General features: G+C 67.1%; 14 protein-coding genes. 1 reads left to right on the plus strand and 13 read right to left on the minus strand.

The genetic code is table 11. From position 1 onward, the window contains the following. The first annotated feature begins 178 nt into the window (after window positions 1-178). Window positions 179-1288, plus strand: a complete 1110-nt coding sequence (gene aguA / locus N0B71_RS06800; protein ID WP_259757999.1) for an agmatine deiminase — start codon at window positions 179-181, stop codon at window positions 1286-1288. Window positions 1289-1525: 237 nt separating this feature from the next. Here aguA and N0B71_RS06805 read toward each other — a convergent pair whose 3' ends face one another. The 13 genes from N0B71_RS06805 to N0B71_RS06865 all read right to left on the minus strand — a co-directional run bounded on the left by N0B71_RS06805 (window position 1526) and on the right by N0B71_RS06865 (window position 19283). Beyond that, window positions 1526-2902, minus strand: a complete 1377-nt coding sequence (locus N0B71_RS06805; RefSeq protein WP_259758000.1) for an OprD family porin — start codon at window positions 2900-2902, stop codon at window positions 1526-1528. Between the two features lie 841 nt (window positions 2903-3743). Next, the gene (locus N0B71_RS06810) at window positions 3744-4865 is read right to left on the minus strand and encodes a polysaccharide biosynthesis/export family protein (protein WP_259758002.1); all 1122 of its coding nucleotides are present in this window, start codon (window positions 4863-4865) and stop codon (window positions 3744-3746) included. A gap of 31 nt (window positions 4866-4896) precedes the next feature. Continuing rightward, complete coding sequence (locus N0B71_RS06815) at window positions 4897-6297, minus strand: undecaprenyl-phosphate glucose phosphotransferase (RefSeq protein ID WP_259758003.1); 1401 nt, start codon at window positions 6295-6297, stop codon at window positions 4897-4899. A 102-nt stretch (window positions 6298-6399) separates the two neighbouring features. Continuing rightward, window positions 6400-7275: a glucose-1-phosphate thymidylyltransferase RfbA gene (gene rfbA / locus N0B71_RS06820; RefSeq protein WP_259758004.1), complete on the minus strand. Its 876-nt coding sequence runs from the start codon at window positions 7273-7275 to the stop codon at window positions 6400-6402. After that, window positions 7272-8390, minus strand: a complete 1119-nt coding sequence (locus tag N0B71_RS06825) for a glycosyltransferase family 4 protein (protein ID WP_259758005.1) — start codon at window positions 8388-8390, stop codon at window positions 7272-7274. Before N0B71_RS06825 ends, rfbA begins: the two co-directional genes overlap by 4 nt. Before the next feature lie 20 nt (window positions 8391-8410). Continuing rightward, window positions 8411-11026: a GH39 family glycosyl hydrolase gene (locus N0B71_RS06830; RefSeq protein ID WP_259758006.1), complete on the minus strand. Its 2616-nt coding sequence runs from the start codon at window positions 11024-11026 to the stop codon at window positions 8411-8413. Beyond that, window positions 10995-12227: a glycosyltransferase family 4 protein gene (locus tag N0B71_RS06835; RefSeq protein WP_259758007.1), complete on the minus strand. Its 1233-nt coding sequence runs from the start codon at window positions 12225-12227 to the stop codon at window positions 10995-10997. The genes N0B71_RS06830 and N0B71_RS06835 overlap by 32 nt, the downstream gene beginning before the upstream one ends. Continuing rightward, window positions 12224-13222, minus strand: a complete 999-nt coding sequence (locus N0B71_RS06840; protein ID WP_259758008.1) for a glycosyltransferase — start codon at window positions 13220-13222, stop codon at window positions 12224-12226. Before N0B71_RS06840 ends, N0B71_RS06835 begins: the two co-directional genes overlap by 4 nt. Before the next feature lie 43 nt (window positions 13223-13265). Continuing rightward, window positions 13266-13793, minus strand: coding sequence for a transcription/translation regulatory transformer protein RfaH (rfaH, locus tag N0B71_RS06845; protein WP_259758009.1), 528 nt, complete (start codon window positions 13791-13793; stop codon window positions 13266-13268). Then, on the minus strand, window positions 13790-14557 hold the full coding sequence (locus tag N0B71_RS06850) for a WbqC family protein (RefSeq protein ID WP_259758010.1): 768 nt from the start codon (window positions 14555-14557) through the stop codon (window positions 13790-13792). The genes rfaH and N0B71_RS06850 overlap by 4 nt, the downstream gene beginning before the upstream one ends. Before the next feature lie 28 nt (window positions 14558-14585). Beyond that, window positions 14586-16799 carry a polysaccharide biosynthesis tyrosine autokinase gene (locus N0B71_RS06855; protein ID WP_259758011.1) on the minus strand — a complete coding sequence of 738 codons (2214 nt, stop codon included), beginning with the start codon at window positions 16797-16799 and terminating at the stop codon, window positions 14586-14588. A gap of 31 nt (window positions 16800-16830) precedes the next feature. Beyond that, on the minus strand, window positions 16831-17760 hold the full coding sequence (locus N0B71_RS06860; protein WP_259758012.1) for a glycosyltransferase family 2 protein: 930 nt from the start codon (window positions 17758-17760) through the stop codon (window positions 16831-16833). Between the two features lie 2 nt (window positions 17761-17762). After that, window positions 17763-19283: a lipopolysaccharide biosynthesis protein gene (locus tag N0B71_RS06865; protein ID WP_259758013.1), complete on the minus strand. Its 1521-nt coding sequence runs from the start codon at window positions 19281-19283 to the stop codon at window positions 17763-17765. Window positions 19284-19286 lie beyond the last annotated feature (3 nt).

Consider the following 19286-nt stretch of genomic DNA (forward strand, 5'->3'; position numbering starts at 1 on the left):
TATAAATCCTCCCACCCGGGAGCACGTCGACGCGATGACTGGACCGCGACCTATACTGGCCCTCCGGCGACGACCTCCCGAATGACACAACCCACTCCGTAGGATAGGTGGAGCGCAGCGATGCCCCGCGACGGGTATCGGCCTCACCTCGCCACGAAGCACACACCAAGGACCGCCCATGACCACGCTGACCAGCACACCCCGCGCCGATGGCTTCCGCATGCCGGCGGAATGGGAACCCCACACCCAGACCTGGATGGTCTGGCCCGAGCGCCCGGACAACTGGCGCCTGGGCGGCAAGCCCGCGCAGGCCGCCTTCAGCGCCGTCGCCCGTGCGATCGCCCGCTTCGAGCCGGTGACCGTCGGCGTCTCCGCCGGGCAGTACGAGAACGCCCGCGCCCAGCTGGCCGACGCGGCCAACATCCGCGTCGTGGAAATCAGCAACGACGACGCCTGGGTGCGCGATACCGGCCCGACCTTCGTCATCAATGACCAGGGCGACGTACGCGGCGTGGACTGGACCTTCAACGCCTGGGGCGGCCTGGAAGGCGGCCTGTACTTCCCCTGGCACCGCGACGACCAGGTGGCGAGCAAGATCCTCGGCATCGAGCGCTGCGACGGCTACCGCACCGAAGGTTTCGTGCTGGAAGGCGGCTCCATCCACGTAGACGGTGAAGGCACCCTGATCACCACCGAGGAATGCCTGCTCAACCACAACCGCAACCCGCACATGAGCCGCGAAGAAATCGAGGACGTGCTGCGCGAGCACCTGGCCATCGACACCGTGATCTGGCTGCCAGACGGCCTGTTCAACGACGAGACCGACGGCCACGTCGACAACTTCTGCTGCTACGTGCGCCCCGGCGAGGTGCTGCTGGCCTGGACTGACGATCAGAACGACCCGAACTACGCACGCTGCCAGGCCGCCATGCGCGTGCTGGAAAATGCCCGCGACGCCAAGGGCCGCCAGCTGACCGTGCACAAGATCGTCATCCCCGGCCCGATCCACGCCACCGAGGCCGAGTGCGAAGGCATCGACCTGGTGATCGGCACCCAGCCCCGCGATCCGTCGATCCGCCTGGCCGGCTCCTACGTCAACTTCCTGATCGTCAACGGCGGCATCATCGCCCCGCGCTTCGACGACCCGGCGGACGCCGAGGCCGAAGCGACCCTGAAGCGCATCTTCCCCGAGCACGAGATCGTCATGGTGCCCGGCCGCGAAATCCTCCTGGGCGGCGGCAACATCCACTGCATCACCCAGCAGCAGCCGGCCCCGCAGCAGCGCTGATTCGCCAGCGGCAAAAAAGGCCGTCGCTCCCTGCGGAGCGACGGCCTTTTTCATTGCACCGCACGTGCAGGAACGAGCCGCGCCCGTGACCGTGGACACCGTCCGCGGCCCGCGGCAAGTCCGCAGCGCCGTGAGCCCTGCTCACGGATCGCGGGCATGGCCCGCTCCTGCAAGCGCTGCCCATGAAAAAGCCGCCGCCTCTTGCGAGGTCGGCGGCTTCTTTTCAGCCCGCAGGAATTACAGCAGCGGGATGGTGTAGCTGACGATCAGGCGGTTTTCGTCCTGGTCGCGCTGGGTCGCGGTGCCCGAGCCGCTGACCGGCAGACCGCTGCGCAGCGCGGCGTTCTTCCAGGTGAAGCCCAGGCCCTTGAGGGTGCCATCCGGGATCACGTAGGCCAGGGAGATATCACGTTCCCACTCGCTCTTGTCGCCGTACTTGGTGTCGATGTTGTCACCATGCAGGTACAGGGTCTGGAAGGTCAGGCCCGGCAGGCCGGCCTTGGCGAAGTCGTAGCCGTAGCGGAGCTGCCAGGTGCGCTCGCCGGCGCGCTGGAACTTGCCGATCTGTACATCGGTGATCAGGTAAGCGGTCGAACCCTCGCCATCGCCACGGTTGAGGAACGGGAAGTCGCTGTCGCCGTTGAGCACCTGGTAGCCGGCGCCGAAGCTGTGACCGCTGACGGAGTAGGTGAACAGGCCGCTGAAGGCGCGGTTGTCCACTTCGCCCTTGGTCACGCCATTGCCGTAATAGCCGGTGCTGACATAGCCATCTGCACGGCCGGTGGAGCTGCCGTTCTTGCCGTCGGAGCTGCTGTCGAAGGCGCGCAGGTCGGTCTTCAGGACGCCCGGGCCGATGGCCCAGTTGTGCTGCAGGCCCAGGAAGTGCTGCTGGTAGAAGTCGGTGAGCTGACCGTAGTAGTACTGCAGGGTCAGGTCCTTGTTCAGTTTGTAGTCGCCACCGGCGTAGTAGAACTTGTTGCTGTCGCGCGAGCTGGCGGAGCTGCCGTTGGCACCGGCAATGCTCAGGCTGCGGTTGTCGGTGGAGTTACGGCCCTTGGAGTGCTCCAGCTGACCGGCAGTCAGGGTGAAGTCTTTCAGGTCGGTGGAGGTGACCTGGCCGCCTTCGAAGGTGACCGGCAGCAGACGACCGTCGTTGTAGGTCACGACCGGCAGCTTGGGCTGCAGGGTGCCGTAACGGAATTCGGTGTTGGACACCTTGGCCTTGGCGGTCAGGCCCAGGCTGCTGAAATCATCCACCGCATCGCCGTGGCTGTCCGACGGGAAGACGGTGCCGCCGCGCTGCGAAGAGGACTCGTAGTGAGTGCCGCCACCGCTGTCGAGCTTCACGCCCAGCAGGCCCAGTGCATCGACGCCGAAGCCGACGGTGCCTTGGGTGAAGCCGGAGGTGTAGTTGAGCAGGAAGCCCTGGCCCCACTCTTCCTGCTTGCTCGGGTTGGCGGTGCCGTTACGGTTGTCGGTGTTGATGTAGAAGTTGCGCAGGGTCAGGTTGGCCTTGCTGTCTTCGATGAAGCCAGCGGCGACGGCAGATTGCGCGAGGCCCGCGGCAGCGATGGCGAGCGCGAGGCCCGATTGCGTGAGAGTGCGGCTTTTCATTGGAATTTCCCCATTTTATTGATCTTGGAAACACGCCATTCGCGACAACGACTGGCTCCCCCGGGAGTCCGACCGAACGGCAGCGGCCACGGCGCGCAAGCACGACGGGCATGCAGGATTCGTTGGTTGTTTTCGACGCCCCGCTAGGCGGGAACGAAGCGCAGGCAGGCGGACAGGGATACGGCAGAAGATGGGAAGGGCATGGATCGATTCTCGTGTCTTGTTGTTGTGGCGATGCGCTGGGCATTCGCCACCTGACAAGGCAATCCCCAGGCCAACCGGCGAGCCTTGTCGAACACCCCCGTTTATCCGGCCCCCGGCTCGCCTGACGAGCCATTTCCCCGGGCCGAATCAGCGGAAAACCGCCATCCCGTCACCTTCGGCTGGCGGTTTACCGCCAGCCGCTTCCGTTCTGTCCGAGACAGCTCGCGGCAACGCAGGGGCAACGATAAAAGAACGGCAATAAATCCAAAAAGAATTAATTCTTAATATGTAATTTCTTTATGGAATATATGATACAGCTCTCGCCGGCGTGCTGCAGTCCCTGGCGAGGGGTACCTCCAACGGCGCTTCGGGCTTGGGCACCGGCCGGAACGCCGGGCAAAAAAAACCCGCCGGCGCTGCAACGCGGGCGGGTTCGGGGTCTTGTGCTAGGGGAAGACCCCAAAGAGAGCGGTGGAATGGCCTCCACCCAAGGGATGGTGCGTCCTTGCACCCGATGGCCGGATGATGGCGACCACCCCGTGAGGAGTCGATTCCAGCATTCCGCCATGGGCCATAGGAATAATCCTCAAGCCGTCGCGGCGGCCCGCGCCTCAGGCGCGGGCAGCATGTCTTGCGCTCAGTTGCCGCCGATGGCGGCGCTGGTGCTGACGATGTTGGCCGACGGCAGCAGCTGGCTGATGAAGCGGTTCCAGCGGGTGATGTTGGCCGGGCCGATGAACACCACGTCCTGCGGCTGCATGGCGAATTCCTTGGCCAGCGCATAGGCCGTCGGGCGCTTGGCTTCCAGGTGGAAAACCTGCGCCTGGAAGGTACTGGGCGCCGTGCCGGCGGCCGGTTGCGGGGTGCCGCGGATCACGTAGACCGAGTCGCCGTCGGAGGTTTCCGGGGCCAGGCCGCCGGCGTTGCCCAGCACTTCCAGCAACGACAGGCCGGTGGTGCGGTAGGTGACCACCTGCGGACGCTCCACTTCACCGACCACATAGACTTTCTTGCGGTCGTTGTACGGCAGGTGGATCTGGTCGCCGTTCTTCAGGTAGATGCCGCTCAGGGTCGAGCCTGCGCGGTTCAGCGCATCGACGTCGAGCTGGTATTCGCGGCCGTCGCGCTTGAGCACCAGGCCGGACAGGTCCGCCTCGCCGGTGATCACGCCGGCCTTGCTGACCGCCTGCACCAGGGTCGTGGGCGTGTTGTTCAATTCCACCTGCCCGCCGTTCTGGAAGGCTCCGGACAGCACCACGTGCTGGCTGGCATAGCGCAGCACGGTGACGTCCACCTGCGGATCGACGATGCCTTTCTTCGCCAACTGGCTGGCCAGGCGTGTGCGCAACTGCGCCGGCGTCTGCCCTTCGGCGCGCACCACGCCGGCATAGGGGAAGAAGATGTTGCCGTCGGCGCCGACCACGCGGCCGTTGGCTTCCATCTGCTGGGTGGAGCCGGGGCTGGTCAGTTCCGGGTGGTCCCAGACAGTCACCAGCAGCACGTCGCCGCCGCCGATCACATAGTCCTCCTGGGGCGGGCGGTAGTTGAGCAGCTCCGCGGGGACGCCGGGCTTGGCGGCGAAGGCGGCCTCCTGGCGCTGCAGCACCTGGGGCGTGATGGGCACGAGGGTGATGTTCATCCCCTGTTTCTGTGCCTCGCTCTGAATATCGGAATCCGTCATGTGCTGACCGGGGGAGAACACGCAGCCTTGTAGCGCCAGACTGCCGACTACAAAGCTGAAAGCGAGCAGGTTTTTCATGGCAATCCTTCCTTGAAGCGTGTGTGGAAACTCAATAGGCATTGCGGTGGACGAAACCCTTGAACAGGGTCAGCAAGACGATTTTCAGGTCCCACCAGACGGACCAGTTCTCGATGTAGTCCAGATCGAACTCGATGCGTTTCTGCATCTTTTCCAGGGTGTCGGTTTCGCCGCGCCAGCCGTTCACCTGGGCCCAGCCGGTGATGCCCGGCTTGACCTTGTGACGCAGCATGTAGCGGCTGACCTGACGCCGGTATTGCTCGTTGTGCGCCACGGCGTGGGGGCGTGGGCCGACCACCGACATGTCGCCGAGCAAGACGTTGAAGAACTGTGGCAATTCATCCAGCGAGGTGCGCCGCAGGAAGGCGCCCAGCGGGGTGATGCGGCAATCGTTGCGCGAGGCCTGGGTGACGGCGGCGCCGTCCTCCATGACCGTCATGCTGCGGAATTTCCAGACGCGGATGGGGCGGCCATCCATGCCGTAGCGCGTCTGGCGGAACAGCACCGGGCCGCGCGACGTGAGCTTCACCGCGATCGCGATGAGCAGCATCGGCGCGGCGATCAGCAGCAGGATCAGCGAGGCCAGCACCACGTCCTCGATGCGCTTGAGCACGGCGTTGGGGCCGTCCATGGGCGTGTCGAAGATGCTGATGGTGGCCAGCCCGTTGATGCTCTCGCTGCGGGCGTGCAGCAGGTCGAACATGAACAGATCGGGGATCAGGTAGACCGACACCGTGGTGTCGGAGAGCTCGCGGATCAGCTCGTTGAGCAGCGGCTCGCGGGACAGCGGCAGGGTCAGGTAGACCTTGTCGATCTGCCCCGAGCGGGCGGCCTCGATCAGTGCCAGGCGGTCGCCTTTCACCGGCACCCGCTCGCCCAATTCCATCTGTTGCGGGCGGTCGTCGTAGAAGCCGATCAGGCGCAGGCCCATCCAGGGCGCCGCGAGGATGGTCTCGGCCAGCCGCGCGCCGACTTCACCCGTGCCGTAGATGGCCACGTTGCGGCTGTTGAAGCCATGGCGGCGGGCCACGCGCAGCAGCATGCGGATGGCCAGGCGGTAGCCGCACATGATCAGCAGCGCGACAGCGAACCAGCCCAGGCGCCGGGGTTCTTCCAGCTCCACGTGGCGCAGGGAGATGTCCAGCAGCAGCACGGCGAAGAACGCCAGCGACCAGTACAGGGTGACGCTGAGCGATTCGCGCAGCAGCGACTCGCCGCGCCAGGAGCCGTAGAGCTGGTTCAGCTCGCCGAGCCAGTGGAACAGCATCACGCAGAGCAGCACCGAGACCCAGATCTGTGCGTCCAGCACGCCGTTGCCAGCGCTGAGCAGGACCACGCCGGTGAGCACGATCACCACGATGTCGCTCAGGCGATGCGCCAGCGAGATCAGCGATTGGTGGGCGCGCAGGATTCCTTTCGTCTTGTTGGGCATGATGACCTCACGACTGCCGGCGTCGCTCCTGGCGCCGCTGCATCGCAGTCCGTTATCGGGCGCAGTGCCGGCCAGCCCGCCTCGGGCTCGCCGGGTGCGGGTTCACTGTCGCTTGTCCAGCAGCAGTTGCTGCAGGTAGCGGCCATAGCCGGTCTTGCTCAGGCGCTCGGCCTGCAAGGCCAGCAGCGTCTCGCTGAGCCAGCCCTGCTGGAAGGCTATTTCCTCCAGGCAGGCGACCTTCAGTCCCTGGCGCTCCTCGATGGTCTGCACGAAATGGCCGGCTTCCATCAGCGACTCGTGGGTGCCGGTGTCCAGCCAGGCGAAACCACGGCCGAGCAGGCTCACGTGCAGTTCGCCCAGTGCCAGGTAGAGGTTGTTGATGTCGGTGATTTCCAGCTCGCCGCGCGCCGAGGGGCGGATCCGGCGGGCCATCTCCACCACGCGGTTGTCGTAGAAATACAGGCCGGTGACGGCGTAGTTCGAGCGCGGCACGCGGGGCTTTTCCTCGATGGACAGCACGCGCCCCGCCGCGTCGAACTCGACCACGCCGAAGCGCCCCGGGTCCGCCACCTGGTAGCCGAACACCGTGGCGCCGCGGGGGCGTGCGGCCGCCTCGCGGAGGGTTTCGGTGAAGCCCTGGCCGTAGAAGATGTTGTCGCCCAGCACCAGGCACACCGAGTCGTCGCCGATGAATGGCGCACCGATCAGGAAGGCCTGCGCCAACCCGTCCGGCGAGGGCTGCACGGCGTATTGCAGGCTCACACCGAACTGCTCGCCGTCACCCAGCAGGGCGCGGAAGTTGGGCAGGTCGCCGGGGGTGCAGATGAGCAGGATGTCGTCGATGCCGGCGAGCATCAGCACCGACAGCGGGTAGTACACCATCGGCTTGTCGTAGATCGGCAACAGCTGCTTGGACACGCCCAGGGTGATCGGGTGCAGGCGCGTGCCGGAGCCTCCGGCGAGGATGATGCCTTTCATGATCTGCCTCCTTGCTTGGCGATCTGTTTGGCGTCGAAGCGCACCGGGAAGTCCGCGCGCTCGGTCAGAAAGGTGTCGATCAGGCTGGAAAGCCGCAGCGCGGAAATGTCCCAGGAGTAGCGCAGCACGTTCTCCTGCCCCAGGCGGCGCAGGTCGGCGCGCAGCTGGTGGTCGAGCAGCACGCGGCGCAGCGCGGCAGCGATGCCGGGCGGGTCCAGCGGGTCGAAGTAGAGCACCGAGTTGCCCAGCACTTCCGGGATCGAGGCACTGCGGGCGGCCACCACCGGGCACCCGCAGGCCTGCGCCTCCAGCGGCGGGATGCCGAAGCCCTCGTACAGCGAGGGGAAGGCGAACACGGCAGCATTGCGGTACTGCTCGATCAATTGGTCGTCGTCGAGCCGGCCCAGCCAGCGCACCCGGTCGCCCTGCCCGCTCTGCTGCAGTTGGGCCTCGACGAAGCTGCGGTTGGCGGCGCCGACGATGCGCAGTTCGACGTCCAGCTCGCCGAGCAGGCGAAAGGCTTCGATCAGCCGGGCGAAGTTCTTGTGCGTGGCCGGCGAGGACACCGCCAGCACGTAGGGACGCTCCAGCAGGGTCGGCTCCAGGCCAGCGCAGAACTCGGCGGACACCGCGTTGGCGATCACATGGATGCCATCGGGGTCGATGCCGTAGTGCGAGGCGATCTCCTGCCGGGAGAATTCGCTGACCGTCACCTGCGCCAGCGAGCGCCGCAGCATCAGCGGGATCATCAGCCGGTACAGCGCGCGGAATTTCCAGGAGAAGCTCTCCGGGTGGCGCACGTAGGTGATGTCATGGTGCGTCACCACCTGCCTGCCATAGGCCAGCGGCGCCGTGCTGCACAGCGACACCAGCAGCGGCCGGCCATGGCGGGCCAGCCACAGCGGCAGGTCGAGCTGCTCCCAGAGGTGGCCGCCGTGGCTGCCGATCTGCTCGACCTGCAGTTGCCGGGCGATGTCCGGACGAAGGATGTCCCCGGGCGGCGCGACGAAGTGCAGGTCGCTGCGCAGCCGCGCCAGCGACAGCGAAATCTGTTCGGCGAAGCGCTGCACACCGCTGATGGGCTGGGTGAGGAAACGCGCGTTGATCACGATCATGGGAGGTCTCCGCGAGAGGGTCAGCGCAACGACAGCTGCGGGGCCGACGCGCTGCGCAGCAGCGTGAGCGAGGCGTCGATGCGGATGCTGGCCTGGCAATCGCCGCCGCTTTCGGGGCATTGCCAGGGCACCGGCCGGCCCTCGCGGCGGGCGATGCCTTCCACGGCGTCGAGGCGCCAGAGGGTGTCGCTGCTGCCGGGCTTGCTGGTGATGTCCAGGGTCTGTTCGTGGCCCAGGGTCCAGGCCACCAGGATTTCCTCGCTGGCCTTGGCGAAGCGCAGCAGGTAGACGTTCGGGTCCTGGTTGGGCACGCGGCCAACGAAGCGGTAGCGGCCGATGATGTCGGCGATGCTGGCCATGGCGTGGTACGCCGGCTTGGGTTCGCCGCTGGCGGTGAGCAGGCCGAAGTTGTGCTCCATGTCCGTGCGGTCGATGCCGTCGTCCACCAGGTCGTACCACCAGGCGCCCTTCACGTTGGGCAGGCTGCGCACCAGCACATAGGCGCGGGCCAGGTAGGCGGCCTGGCGTTCGCGGCTGATGCCGCAGGCGCCGTCGTGGGCCGGCCAGCTGAACTCGGTGAAGTACAGCGGCACCGGCTTGCCGGCGGCGCGCTCGAGCTTCTGGTTGACGCCCTGGAACCAGTCCAGCCAGGCCTCGGGGGTGGACATCTCGCCCTCGCAGTACACGGACGGGTGCAGCGAAATGCCGTCGACGACGTCCAGCACGCCGCCTCCGGCGATGCGCTCGGCGAAGCCCTGGCGAATGCCCTTGAGGGTGACCGCGCCGGCCAGCACCCTGGCCTGCGGATCCTCCTCGCGGATCACCTTGGCGGCGGCGCGCACCAGGGTCAGGTAGTCGTCGCTGAAGTCCTTGTCGGTGGCGTTTTCCGAGTCCCACTCGTTCCACACTTCGTAGAAGGCGACCTGGCCCTTGAAGCTGCGCACCACGTAGCGCACGTAGCGCAGGTAGCCCTCGCGGGAGGCCTCGTCGCGCGGCTTGGCGTTGCCGTAGAACTGGTTCTCGTTGCCCAGGATCAGCAGCGTGTCGATCCCCAGGCTGCGCGTGCTGCGCAGTTGGGCGCGCCAGGCGGCGTCGATGGACAGCACGCCGCGCTCGCGCTCGACGCTGGACCAGTAGGCATCGTCGCGGAACGACAGGATGCCGGCCTCGCGGGCCAGGCGATTGATGCCGTCGCGGTTGCCGGGGCGGATGTTCTGGTGGGTGCTGGCGCCGACGATGAACTCCGCCGGGCCGAGGCTCTCCACCGGCGCCTCCTTGGCCATGCTGGAGGGCGATTGCAGCAGGCCGCCGATCAGCAGCGCGCAGCCCAGCAGGCTGAGCATGCCGCCCTGCAGGCGCAGGGTGCGCGGCGCCGGTTGCGGCGCAGCCTCGCCCGGCAGGCGCAGGGCGCGGCCGATGGCCAGCCCGAGGAACAGGCTGGGGATCGGCGACTCCAGCACGTCGCTGGTCCAGGCGATGAGCAGGATGCAGTAGGCGATGCCGAGCAGCGCACGGGCCTCGCGGCCGGGCTGGCGTTGCAGGCGCATCAGCATCGGCACGGCCAGCAGGTACAGCGCGCCGCCGGCCACGCCGAACAGGCACCAGAGGTAGAGCAGCGAGTTGTCCGCCACCGCCAGTTGCTCGACGCCGAAGATCGGGAACGCCGCGTAGGCGCTGCCGGTCATGCCCAGCCCGGCGCCAGTGTAGATCCAGCCGTTGTAGTCCATCACCTTGATCAGGTTCGGCCAGGTGTTCACCAGGCGATCCACCATCGACCCCATCAGGTTGTCGCCGGTGGCCGTGGCCAGGTACGGGTCGACATGCCCGTACAGGCCGTAGAGCGGCAGCGCCAGCGCGCCGAGCACCACCAGCAGCGCGGCGAGCAGGAACAGCAGACGCCGGCGGCTGATGCTCATCACCAGCAGGGCCAGGAAGAAGGCCCCGGCGGAGGATTTGTTGGTGGTCAGCACGATGCCCACCAGCGCCACCAGGTAGATCAGCCCGCGAATCGGCAGGATCAGGCGGAACGAGCCCAGGTACAGGCTGAACACCGCCAGCATCATCGCCAGGCTGGAGGACATCCGCGAAAAACCGGCGATGCGGTCCAGCCCGTAGGCGCTCCAGGAGCGGTTGCCGCTGATCTCCACGCCGCCCATGGAATAGGTGTACCCCTTCCACGGCACGTTGATGGTGAGGTCCAGGGCGATACCGGCCAGGGAGGCGATCAGGCAGAAGAAGATGAGCCAGCCCACCGCCTTGCGGTGCATTTCCAGGTACTGGCCGCAGAGCAGGCCGAACAGCAGCGGCGCATAGATGAACACCGAGAAGAAGCCGCTCTTGAACTCGGCGCCATGCAGCCGGCCGAGCAGCAGCGAGGCCGCCGCGAGGATCAGCAGCAGCCACAGGCCGCGCTGCTGCGGGCGGGTGAACAGCTCCCAGCCGACCGCGACGATGCAGGCCACCTTGGGCAGGTAGACGATGGCCGACAGCCCGGCCTGGTCGGTGTAGAAGCGCAGCGCGCCGTTGAAGGTCTCCACCAGCAGCAACGCCACCAGCACCCCGAGCGCCAGCAACGAGCGGTCGAAGGTCACGCGACGGTCGAGCTCAAAGCGGGGATACGGGGATTGCAGTTCCATGCTGGACTCCGCGGGTAAGCAGGGTGTGGCGCAGGATGGTTTCGTACTCGTCGAGCATGCGTTCCACGCTGAGCATCGGCGCCACGACCTCACGGGCGCGCCCGGCCAGGCGCTGGCGCAGCGCCGGGTCACGCACCAGGCGGGCGATGGCGTCGCCCAGCGAGGCGGGTTGCTCGGGCGAGCAGAGCAGGCCGTTGACCTCGTCCTGGACGATCTCCGTCAGCCCGCCCATGCGCGAGGCGATCACCGGCAGGTGGTGGGCGCAGGCTTCCAGCGCCACCAGGCCGAAGGACTCCGGCGCCAGGCTGGGGACCACGGCGACGTCGATCTCGGCGAAGAACTCGGCGGCCTTGCGGTAGCCGACGAAATGCACGCGCTGCGGGTCGGCGAGGGATTTCAGCTGGTTCACGTAGGCGCTGTCGCCGCGCCCGGCGATCAGCAGCGAGGCATCCCCACCGCGAGCCTGGAACTGCTCGATCAGCCACTCCACGCCCTTGTTCGGGGTCAGCGCGCCGATGAAGCCGAAGCGCAGCGGACGCCGCCCGCTGACCGGCGGCGTAGCGGCCGACGCGGCCAGCGGCGTGCCGTTGTAGACGACATGGGCCTGGCTGCCGGTGAAGTACCCGGCATCGAGCAGGGCATGCAGCTGGTAGCGGCTGACGCCGACCACCGCCTCGACCGCGCCGGAGGCGGCGGCATGGGAACGCCGCAGCAGCGCGCAGGGCGCGCACGGCTGCCGGCAATGGCGACCCTGGTGGAAGCGCACGCCGCGCGGACAGGTCAGGTACTGGTCGTGGAGGATCTGCACGATGGGCACGCCGGCGGCGCGGATCGCATCCCAGGCGGCGATCGACCAGCCCGACAGGTTGTGGCAGACCACCACGTCCGGCTCGACCTCCTTCAGCACCTTCGCCAGCAGCCCGCGCATGGCGCGGTTGTAGCGGTCCAGCACATGCCAGGCGAGGCGCTGGAGCGCACCGTGGTCCTGTTCGTCGAAGGGCCAGTAGAGGTTGCGCAGGCCGGCGCGCAGCACCGGCACGCCATTCACGGTCTCGCGCTGCAGCCCTGCCCGCGGGCCGGTGCACAGCACCTGCACCTGGTGCCCGCGCGCGCGCAGGCCCTCGGCCATGTGCTGCAGCATGACCTCCGTCCCGCCGCCAATGTGGGGGGCGTAGAGGGTGTTGAGCAGCAGCACTCTCATAGCGGGTACGCCCGGTTCATGCCCAGGGCGCCGGCCTCGCCGTCACGGATCGCCTGCAGCAGCAGGGCCAGGCGGCTCTCGCGCTGGTGGCGGCGGGCGAAGAAGTGCAGCAGGCGGATGAACACCCAGCGGTTGAAGCGGTACATCCAGGGCGAGGTGACCCACAGGTTCTTGTCGAACCACGCCTGGTTGCGCGCGGCGTAGTAGGCGCGCAGGTCGGAACTGCCCAGCAGGTAGGTCTCGTAGATGTTGGCGGTGCGCTGCTTGATGTTCCAGGAGTGCTCCAGGTCATCCAGCCCGGCCTCCGGCACCAGGTAGAGATGCCCGCCGAGGGCGCCGATGCGGAAGGTATATTCGGTGTCGTCCGCGTAGAGCACCAGGTCACGGCGCGGCAGGCCGATGCGGCGGAACAGGTCGGCATGGCCGAGCAGCCCGCCGTAGTAGGCGAACGGCAATTCCAGCAGTGCTTGCGCCGGGCGCGGCGTCGGCTTGCCCCAGGGCGTGCGGCGCCAGAGCTTGTAGGGCAGCTGGCGGACGTGGAAGCCGAAGTAGCTGGAGCGCGGCGGCGCGATGAAACGGGTCGGCACGCCGGAGGCGACGTCGGCTTGGTGGGTCGGGCGGAAGCCCAGCACGGCGGTGTTGTCCGTGCCGTGGCGCAGGGCGCAGTCGATCAGGCGCTGCTTGAGCAGGGGGAAGGAACCGGGCGTCGGCGCGTTGTCGTCATCCATCAGCCAGATGAAGTCGCAGCCGCTGTCCAGCGCGGCCTCGATGCCCACCGCGTAGCCATTGGCCGAGCCGGTGTTGCTGTCCAGCTCGATCACCTGCACGCGGTTGGGCCAGAGCATGAACAGTTGGTCCAGCTCCGCCACCGAGGCGTTGCTGACGACGATGGCGCGGGTGATGTCCTTCTCGCGGAAGGCCCGGGCCAGCAGCTCCCGCAGGTATTCCAGGCGATCGCCATAGGTCAGCGTCACCAGCACGGTTGATCCATTCATTCGCCACTCCTCCTTGTCTCTCGCCTGTTCGGGGTTGGCCGCCTCAGGCGCGCCAGCCGTCGTTGCCGCCCACTGCCGACAGTTGGCTGAGCGGGACCCGGATGCGTTGTTCGCGTTGCAGCAGGTGGAGCAGGATCAGCGCGCGTTCGGTGCCGTCGTCGCAGAGGAAGATGGCCTCCACTTCGCACTCGCCGGCGCACTTCAGGCGCACCACCTGGCCCTCGTGGAAGCCGCTGGAGGGGCGCTCGGGCATGGCCGCCAGGCGCAGGCGGATGCCTTCCACCAGTTCGTCGGCCACCGCCAGCGGCTGCGCGCCGAAGCTGACGATGCGCGCCACCCCGCGGGTGGAGCGGATCGGGAACCAGTTGTCGTGCTGCTGATCGAGACGGATAAACAGGTAACCGGGGAACAGCGGCTGCGCTCGGCTGCCCTGCTGCACCAGCGGGCGGTAGCAGGGGAAGCCCTGGCGGCCGAGGTTTTCCTCGGCGCGCAGCTCCTGGTGCGGTTTGGTCTGGATCAGGTACCAGCGGTATTGCGCGGCTTGCAGGTCCACGCTGACAAAGGAATTCATGACTCGCTCTCCATGGCGCGTTGGCTGCGCCCAGGCAGGTGCGACGAGGGAGCGGGCCGCTCCAGGGTGTAGCGGCCCAGCAACCGCTGCATCTCGTCCGGCGGGTTGAACATCAGCACGTCGATGATCGACAGGCTGGGGACGAAATCCGGGCTGAATTGCGGATAGCTCAGCTCGTCCATGCGCAGGAACTGCAGCTCCAGGCCGTGGGCCTGGAACACGTCCGGCGAGTACAGGTGGCGGCCGCCCTGCGGGTTGAGGTAGACGTCGCCGCCGCTCCGCTTCACCGCTTCGATCAGGCGCTGGTCGCGGCCGATGTCCTCGCCCAGCGCCAGCTCCGAGGCGCGCACCATCGGCGTGTCGATACCGAGGTAGTGGCAGATGCGACGGATCGAGTGCTCGGCGAAATGCGACAGGTTGCGCTCGGGGTGCGCGAGGATCTCCTCCAGCAGCGGCATCACCTGGCCGTAGCACGGCGCGCGGTGGTACGCATGGCGAATGGTGTGCAGCAGGCGCTGGTTGTTCCGGCGCAGCTCCCCGCTCAGCCGTCGCTCGTTGATCGCCTGGCTCTGCGAGCCCTGCTCCAGCGGGAAGCTGAACTGCCAGATCTTCCCGCCGACCAGCAGGCGATTGCGGTTGATCCACCCACGCCGGGTGTACTGCAGGCTGTCGCCGAGGATGAACAGGCTGCTGGCGGCGATCAGCTGGAAGTACCCCAGGTAGGGGAACAGGTACGGCTGCATCAGGCTGACGATGTGGACCATGGTGGCATCCCTTCTCCGAATTCCCTGTTCAGTCCTTGGCGTCGTAGCGGTAGGCGTAGGCGCCGTAGTCGTACGCGGCGGTCGATGCCTTGCGTTTCACCCCGTTGAGGATCGCGCCCTGCAGGTGGATGCCGCTCTGCCCCAGGCGCCGCCGCGCGGTGTCGATCTCGCTGGCCGGGCTCTGGCCGAAGCGCGTCACCAGGAGGCAAATGCCGCACAGCCGGCCGACCAGGGCGGCGTCGGTCACCGCCAGCACCGGCGGGGTGTCGACGATCACCAGGTCGTACATCGACGAGGCATCGCGCAGCAGCTGGGCGAAGTTGTCGTGCATCAGCAGCTCGGACGGGTTGGGCGCGGCGAAGCCGCAGGAGATGAAGTCCAGCTCCGGCACCTCGGTGGGCAGGATCACTTCGCTGAGCGGGCGGTGCGAGCTCAGCGCGTCGGACAGGCCGTGGCGCGGCGTCAGGCCGAACACCCGGTGCAGGTAGCCCTTGCGCATGTCGGCGTCGATCAGCAGGGTGCGCAGGCCCGATTGGGCGACGATGGCCGCCAGGTTGCTGGAGACGAACGACTTGCCGGCGCCCGGCGCCGGGCTGGTGAGCATCACCACGTTGTTGCGCGCTTCGAGCAGGGCGAAGTGCAGGTTGGTGCGCAGGCTGCGGATCGCCTCGTTGGCCAGGTCGCCGGGGGTGGAGGCGGCAAGCAGCTTGGGCGTGTGCCCGAGGACGTCGCCCTTGCGCTCCTTCTCCAGGCGCTCCTGCTGCCGCGAGTAGGGGATCGCGGCGAGCACCGAGAGGCCGAGCTGTTCGATCGCCTCGGGGTTTTCCACGCCACGGTAGAAGGCCTGGCGCAGGAACAGCACGCCGAGGGCGACGCAGAAGCCGAGCAAGGTCGCGAGCAGCACGATGACCTTGCGCATCGGCTTGGCCGGCTGCTCGACGTTGGCCTGGGCGGTGTCGATCACCCGCACGTTGCCGATGGTGCCGGCGCGGATGATGTCCTGCTCCTGGGCCTTGTTCAGCAGGCTGGTGTAGGTCTGCCGGGTGACCTGCATGTCGCGGGACAGGCGCAGCAGTTCCTGCTGGGTGACCGGCAGGGTCTGGATGCGTTTCTGCAGTTGCGCCTTGCGCTCCTGCAGGCTGCTGACCTGCTTGAGCAGGGCCTGGTAGGTCGGGTGGCTGGGGGTGTAGAGGCGGTCGTACTCGTCACGCTTGAGCTTGAGTTCGGAGAGCTGGTTGTCGATGCCCACCACCTGGTCCAGCACGCCCCGGGTCTCGACGCTGATGTCGGCGGACTTGGCGGTGGTCTGGTAGGCGTTGTAGGCGGCTTCGGCCTTTTCCAGGTCCATGCGCACCACCGGCAGTTGCGAGCGCAGGAACTGCAGGCGCTGCGACGCTTCGGCGGAACTGCGTTCGACGTTCTGCAGCACGTAGAGGTGGCTGATCTTGTCGAGGATGCGATCAGCCTGCTGCGGGTTGGGGTCCTCCAGGGTCATGTAGATGATCCCCGAGTCCTTGCCGGCCTCGACCACCTTGAGCAGCTTCTGGTAGTTCAGGGTGGTGGTCAGCAGGCGGTTCTTGGCCACGATGAACTCGGTGCCGGGACGCGCCACCAGTTCATCCACCTCGATGCTGAAGCCCTTTTCCACCACGGGCTTCTTCAGTTCGCCGCGCAGGATCAGCTGGTCGTCGGCGTTGAGCAGGTGATAGGCGTCGCCACCATCGGCCACCAGGGTCAGCGGCTCGCCCAGGTACTCCTCGGGCACGTCCAGGGAGAACACCTTGATCTGCTCGCCGCCCCAGCCATAGGCGCCCATGCCCAGCCAGGGCGCGGCCAGGGCCTGCCCGGCCTCGGGCTTGTAGCGCCGGGCCAGGTAGTCGCCGATCAGCGGCAGGTGCCTGGGCTTGGCGACGATGTCCAGCTTCAGCAACTCGACGGCCCTGCCCAGCACCGCGCGGGATTTCAGCAGTTCGATCTCGGTGGCGGCGATGGACACCGAGTCGGGGCGGTTGATCACCTCCGGCGTGCCGTTCAGGCCGTTCTTCTTCTGCTCGATCTGGATCATCGCGCCGGACACGTAGATCGGCGTGGCGACCACCGCGTAGAACAGCCCGAGCAGGGTGAACAGGCCAGTGATGGCGAGGATCATCTTCTTGTGATCGAACAGCAGGCGCAGCAGGCCGGCAACGTCGATGCGGGTGTCCTGGAGCGTTTCCAGGGACGAGCGGGGCATGACACTCATGGACTTCCATCCTCCATTGAGGTGGCGCGGCTCAGCGCGCCTGAATCGGGTTCAGCCGCTTGAGCAGGTTGGCGCCGTGGTTGCCGATCAACATCAGGAAGGCCTGCACCTTGCGCATGGGCGAGACGGCCGCCATGGACATCCGGCAGACCTGCATCAGGAAGTACTCGTTGAGTTCCTGGTTGCCCAGGCGCTGGTAGTAGCGCGACAGGCAGTAGTAGGTGTGCAGGGTCATCTGCTGCTGCACGCGGTCGGCCTGCATGGAGAAGATCCCGCCCTGGTGCACGCGGTACGCGGCCGGGCGGATCTCCTCGATGAAACGGCCCTTGCCGTAGGCGCCCAGCAGCGACCACCAGCACAGGTCGACCATGCGCGTGGTACGCAACTCCTCGGGCATCTCGGTGAGGACGTTGCGAAAGCAGGTGGTGAGCGTGGAGATCGGCCGCGCCTTCTGCAGGTCCAGGCGGCTGGCGTCGCGGCGGTACTTGCCGGTGAGCTGGCGCGGCTTGATCACGCCGTCCTCGTTGTAGGTGTAGGCGTCGTGGTAGGTGATCACGTAGTCCGGGTTCTTCTCCAGGAAGTCGACCTGGATCTGCAGCTTGCGCGGGTCGGTCCAGTAGTCGTCGCCTTCGCAGTAGGCGATGTAGCGGCCACGGCACTTGCGGAACACCGGCAGGCCGTGGGAGACGCCCTTGGAGTACTGGTTTTCCTTGTGGAAGATCGGCTTGATGATGTGCGGATAGCGCGCCGCGTAGTCGGCGATCAGCTCGCTGGTGCCGTCATTGGAGGCGTCGTCGTTGACCAGCACTTCGAAGCGGAAATCGGTGACCTGCTCGAGGAAGCTGTCCAGCGTGCGGCCGATGTAGTTCACCTGGTTGTAGGCCAGGCAAACGATGCTCAACAGAGGCGTCGGGTCTTCCGGCCAGTTGGAAAGGATCTGCAGCTCGGAGCGGATATCCATGTCTAGACACTCGGCTTGTGGGACGGTTTGAACAGGCGCAGCAAAGCCGGGGCAGAGCCCGCGCCCACGAGGAACAGGGTGATCAGGCCGCACACGGCCAGCGCCGCCAGCAGCCAGAGGCGCTCGCCGGAGCGCGCCAGCAACGCGTAGAAGGGTTCGCCCAGCAGCAGCCCGGCGGCGCTCAGCGCGGCGATCTGCAGGGTGTCGCGCAGCCACGGGCCATGCAGGCCGGGCGCGAAGGTGTGGTGCACGATGGCCGGCCAGATCAGGAACGACACCAGGCGCAGGCCGAACCAGCACAACGCCACGCCCTGCACGCCGTAGAGGTAGGCGCTGGCGATCACCAGCGGCACGGTCACCCCGGTGGAGATGACGCTGTACCAGACGTGCATGCGCAGCTGGCCATGGGCGTACTGCAGGTAGAACTGGAAGCTGGCCACGGCCAGCAGGCCGGCGCCGAGCACGTACCAGGCGAGGATCGGCCGGCACCAGTTGGCGGCCACGGCATCGCCGCTCCAGGCCAGGATCAGGTCATGGCCATGGGCGGCGATCACCGCAACCATCGGGAACAGCAGCACGCAGACGAAACGGTTCGCCTTCAGGTAGAGCTGCTGCATGTCGTCGTGGCGCTCCTCGGCAACCAGCATGGTCATGCGCGGCAACAGCGACTGCGCCAGCGGGTTGACCAGCGTGAGGACGCCGCCGGAAACCAGCGCCACCAAGGAGAAATAGCCGTACTGCTGCAGGGGCAGCAGGTTCGACAGCAGGACCTTGTCCAGCTGGGTGAGGACGATCCACAGGCCCGAGGCGAACGACATGCCCAGGGCGAAGGGCAGCACCGGGCGCACCGTGTCCCAGCAGAAGCGCGTCAGCAGGCGCACGTCCATCCACAGGTAGGCCTTGCCGCCCAGCAGCAGCGCCTCGATCAGCGATACCGCGACCTGGAACTGGAAGAACACCAGCGGGTCCTGGCTGACCTGCGCCACCAGCAGCAGGCCGCCGAAGTAGCGCAGCGTGGTGATGAACACGTTCACCGCGTTGATGAAGCCATGCAGCTCCTGGCCCTGCAGCGCGCTGCGGTACAGGGTGGCGTACAGCCGCAGCGCCACCAGCAGGCCCATCAGGCCGATGCACTGCGCCACCAGGTCGGGCGAGAGCTGCTGCACGTTCAGCCATTGCCCGGCGATCCAGCGGCTGCCGCCCCACACCGCCAGGCTGCTGAGCACGGTCAGCGGCAGCAGGATCAGCTCGAAGGAGCGCAGCAGGCGCGCCTGGTCCTGGCCTTCGCCGTGGACACCGCGGCCGTGGGCGACCTGGCGTACCAGCGCCGGGGACAACCCGACGTCCAGCAGCAACAGCCAGCTCTGCAGCACCGCGAAGAAGCCGATCAGGCCGTAGGCCTCGGCGCCCAGGTGGCCGAGGTAGAACGGCTGGATGAGGATGCCGATGACGATGGCGTACGCCTGCCCTGCGTAGTTGAGCAGGGTATTGCGGACCATCGACAGCGAGCGTGCGGTGCGCATGGT

It is taken from the genome of Pseudomonas sp. GCEP-101 (assembly GCF_025133575.1).
Taxonomy (GTDB): Bacteria; Pseudomonadota; Gammaproteobacteria; order Pseudomonadales; family Pseudomonadaceae; genus Pseudomonas; species Pseudomonas nitroreducens_B.

Bases quoted from the DNA above. Each gene is read 5' to 3' on its own strand.
- aguA (WP_259757999.1), top strand. From the start codon at position 179: ATGACCACGCTGACCAGCACACCCCGCGCCGATGGCTTCCGCATGCCG.
- N0B71_RS06805 (WP_259758000.1), bottom strand. From the start codon at position 2,902: ATGAAAAGCCGCACTCTCACGCAATCGGGCCTCGCGCTCGCCATCGCT.
- N0B71_RS06810 (WP_259758002.1), bottom strand. From the start codon at position 4,865: ATGAAAAACCTGCTCGCTTTCAGCTTTGTAGTCGGCAGTCTGGCGCTA.
- N0B71_RS06815 (WP_259758003.1), bottom strand. From the start codon at position 6,297: ATGCCCAACAAGACGAAAGGAATCCTGCGCGCCCACCAATCGCTGATC.
- rfbA (WP_259758004.1), bottom strand. From the start codon at position 7,275: ATGAAAGGCATCATCCTCGCCGGAGGCTCCGGCACGCGCCTGCACCCG.
- N0B71_RS06825 (WP_259758005.1), bottom strand. From the start codon at position 8,390: ATGATCGTGATCAACGCGCGTTTCCTCACCCAGCCCATCAGCGGTGTG.
- N0B71_RS06830 (WP_259758006.1), bottom strand. From the start codon at position 11,026: ATGGAACTGCAATCCCCGTATCCCCGCTTTGAGCTCGACCGTCGCGTG.
- N0B71_RS06835 (WP_259758007.1), bottom strand. From the start codon at position 12,227: ATGAGAGTGCTGCTGCTCAACACCCTCTACGCCCCCCACATTGGCGGC.
- N0B71_RS06840 (WP_259758008.1), bottom strand. From the start codon at position 13,222: ATGAATGGATCAACCGTGCTGGTGACGCTGACCTATGGCGATCGCCTG.
- rfaH (WP_259758009.1), bottom strand. From the start codon at position 13,793: ATGAATTCCTTTGTCAGCGTGGACCTGCAAGCCGCGCAATACCGCTGG.
- N0B71_RS06850 (WP_259758010.1), bottom strand. From the start codon at position 14,557: ATGGTCCACATCGTCAGCCTGATGCAGCCGTACCTGTTCCCCTACCTG.
- N0B71_RS06855 (WP_259758011.1), bottom strand. From the start codon at position 16,799: ATGAGTGTCATGCCCCGCTCGTCCCTGGAAACGCTCCAGGACACCCGC.
- N0B71_RS06860 (WP_259758012.1), bottom strand. From the start codon at position 17,760: ATGGATATCCGCTCCGAGCTGCAGATCCTTTCCAACTGGCCGGAAGAC.
- N0B71_RS06865 (WP_259758013.1), bottom strand. From the start codon at position 19,283: ATGCGCACCGCACGCTCGCTGTCGATGGTCCGCAATACCCTGCTCAAC.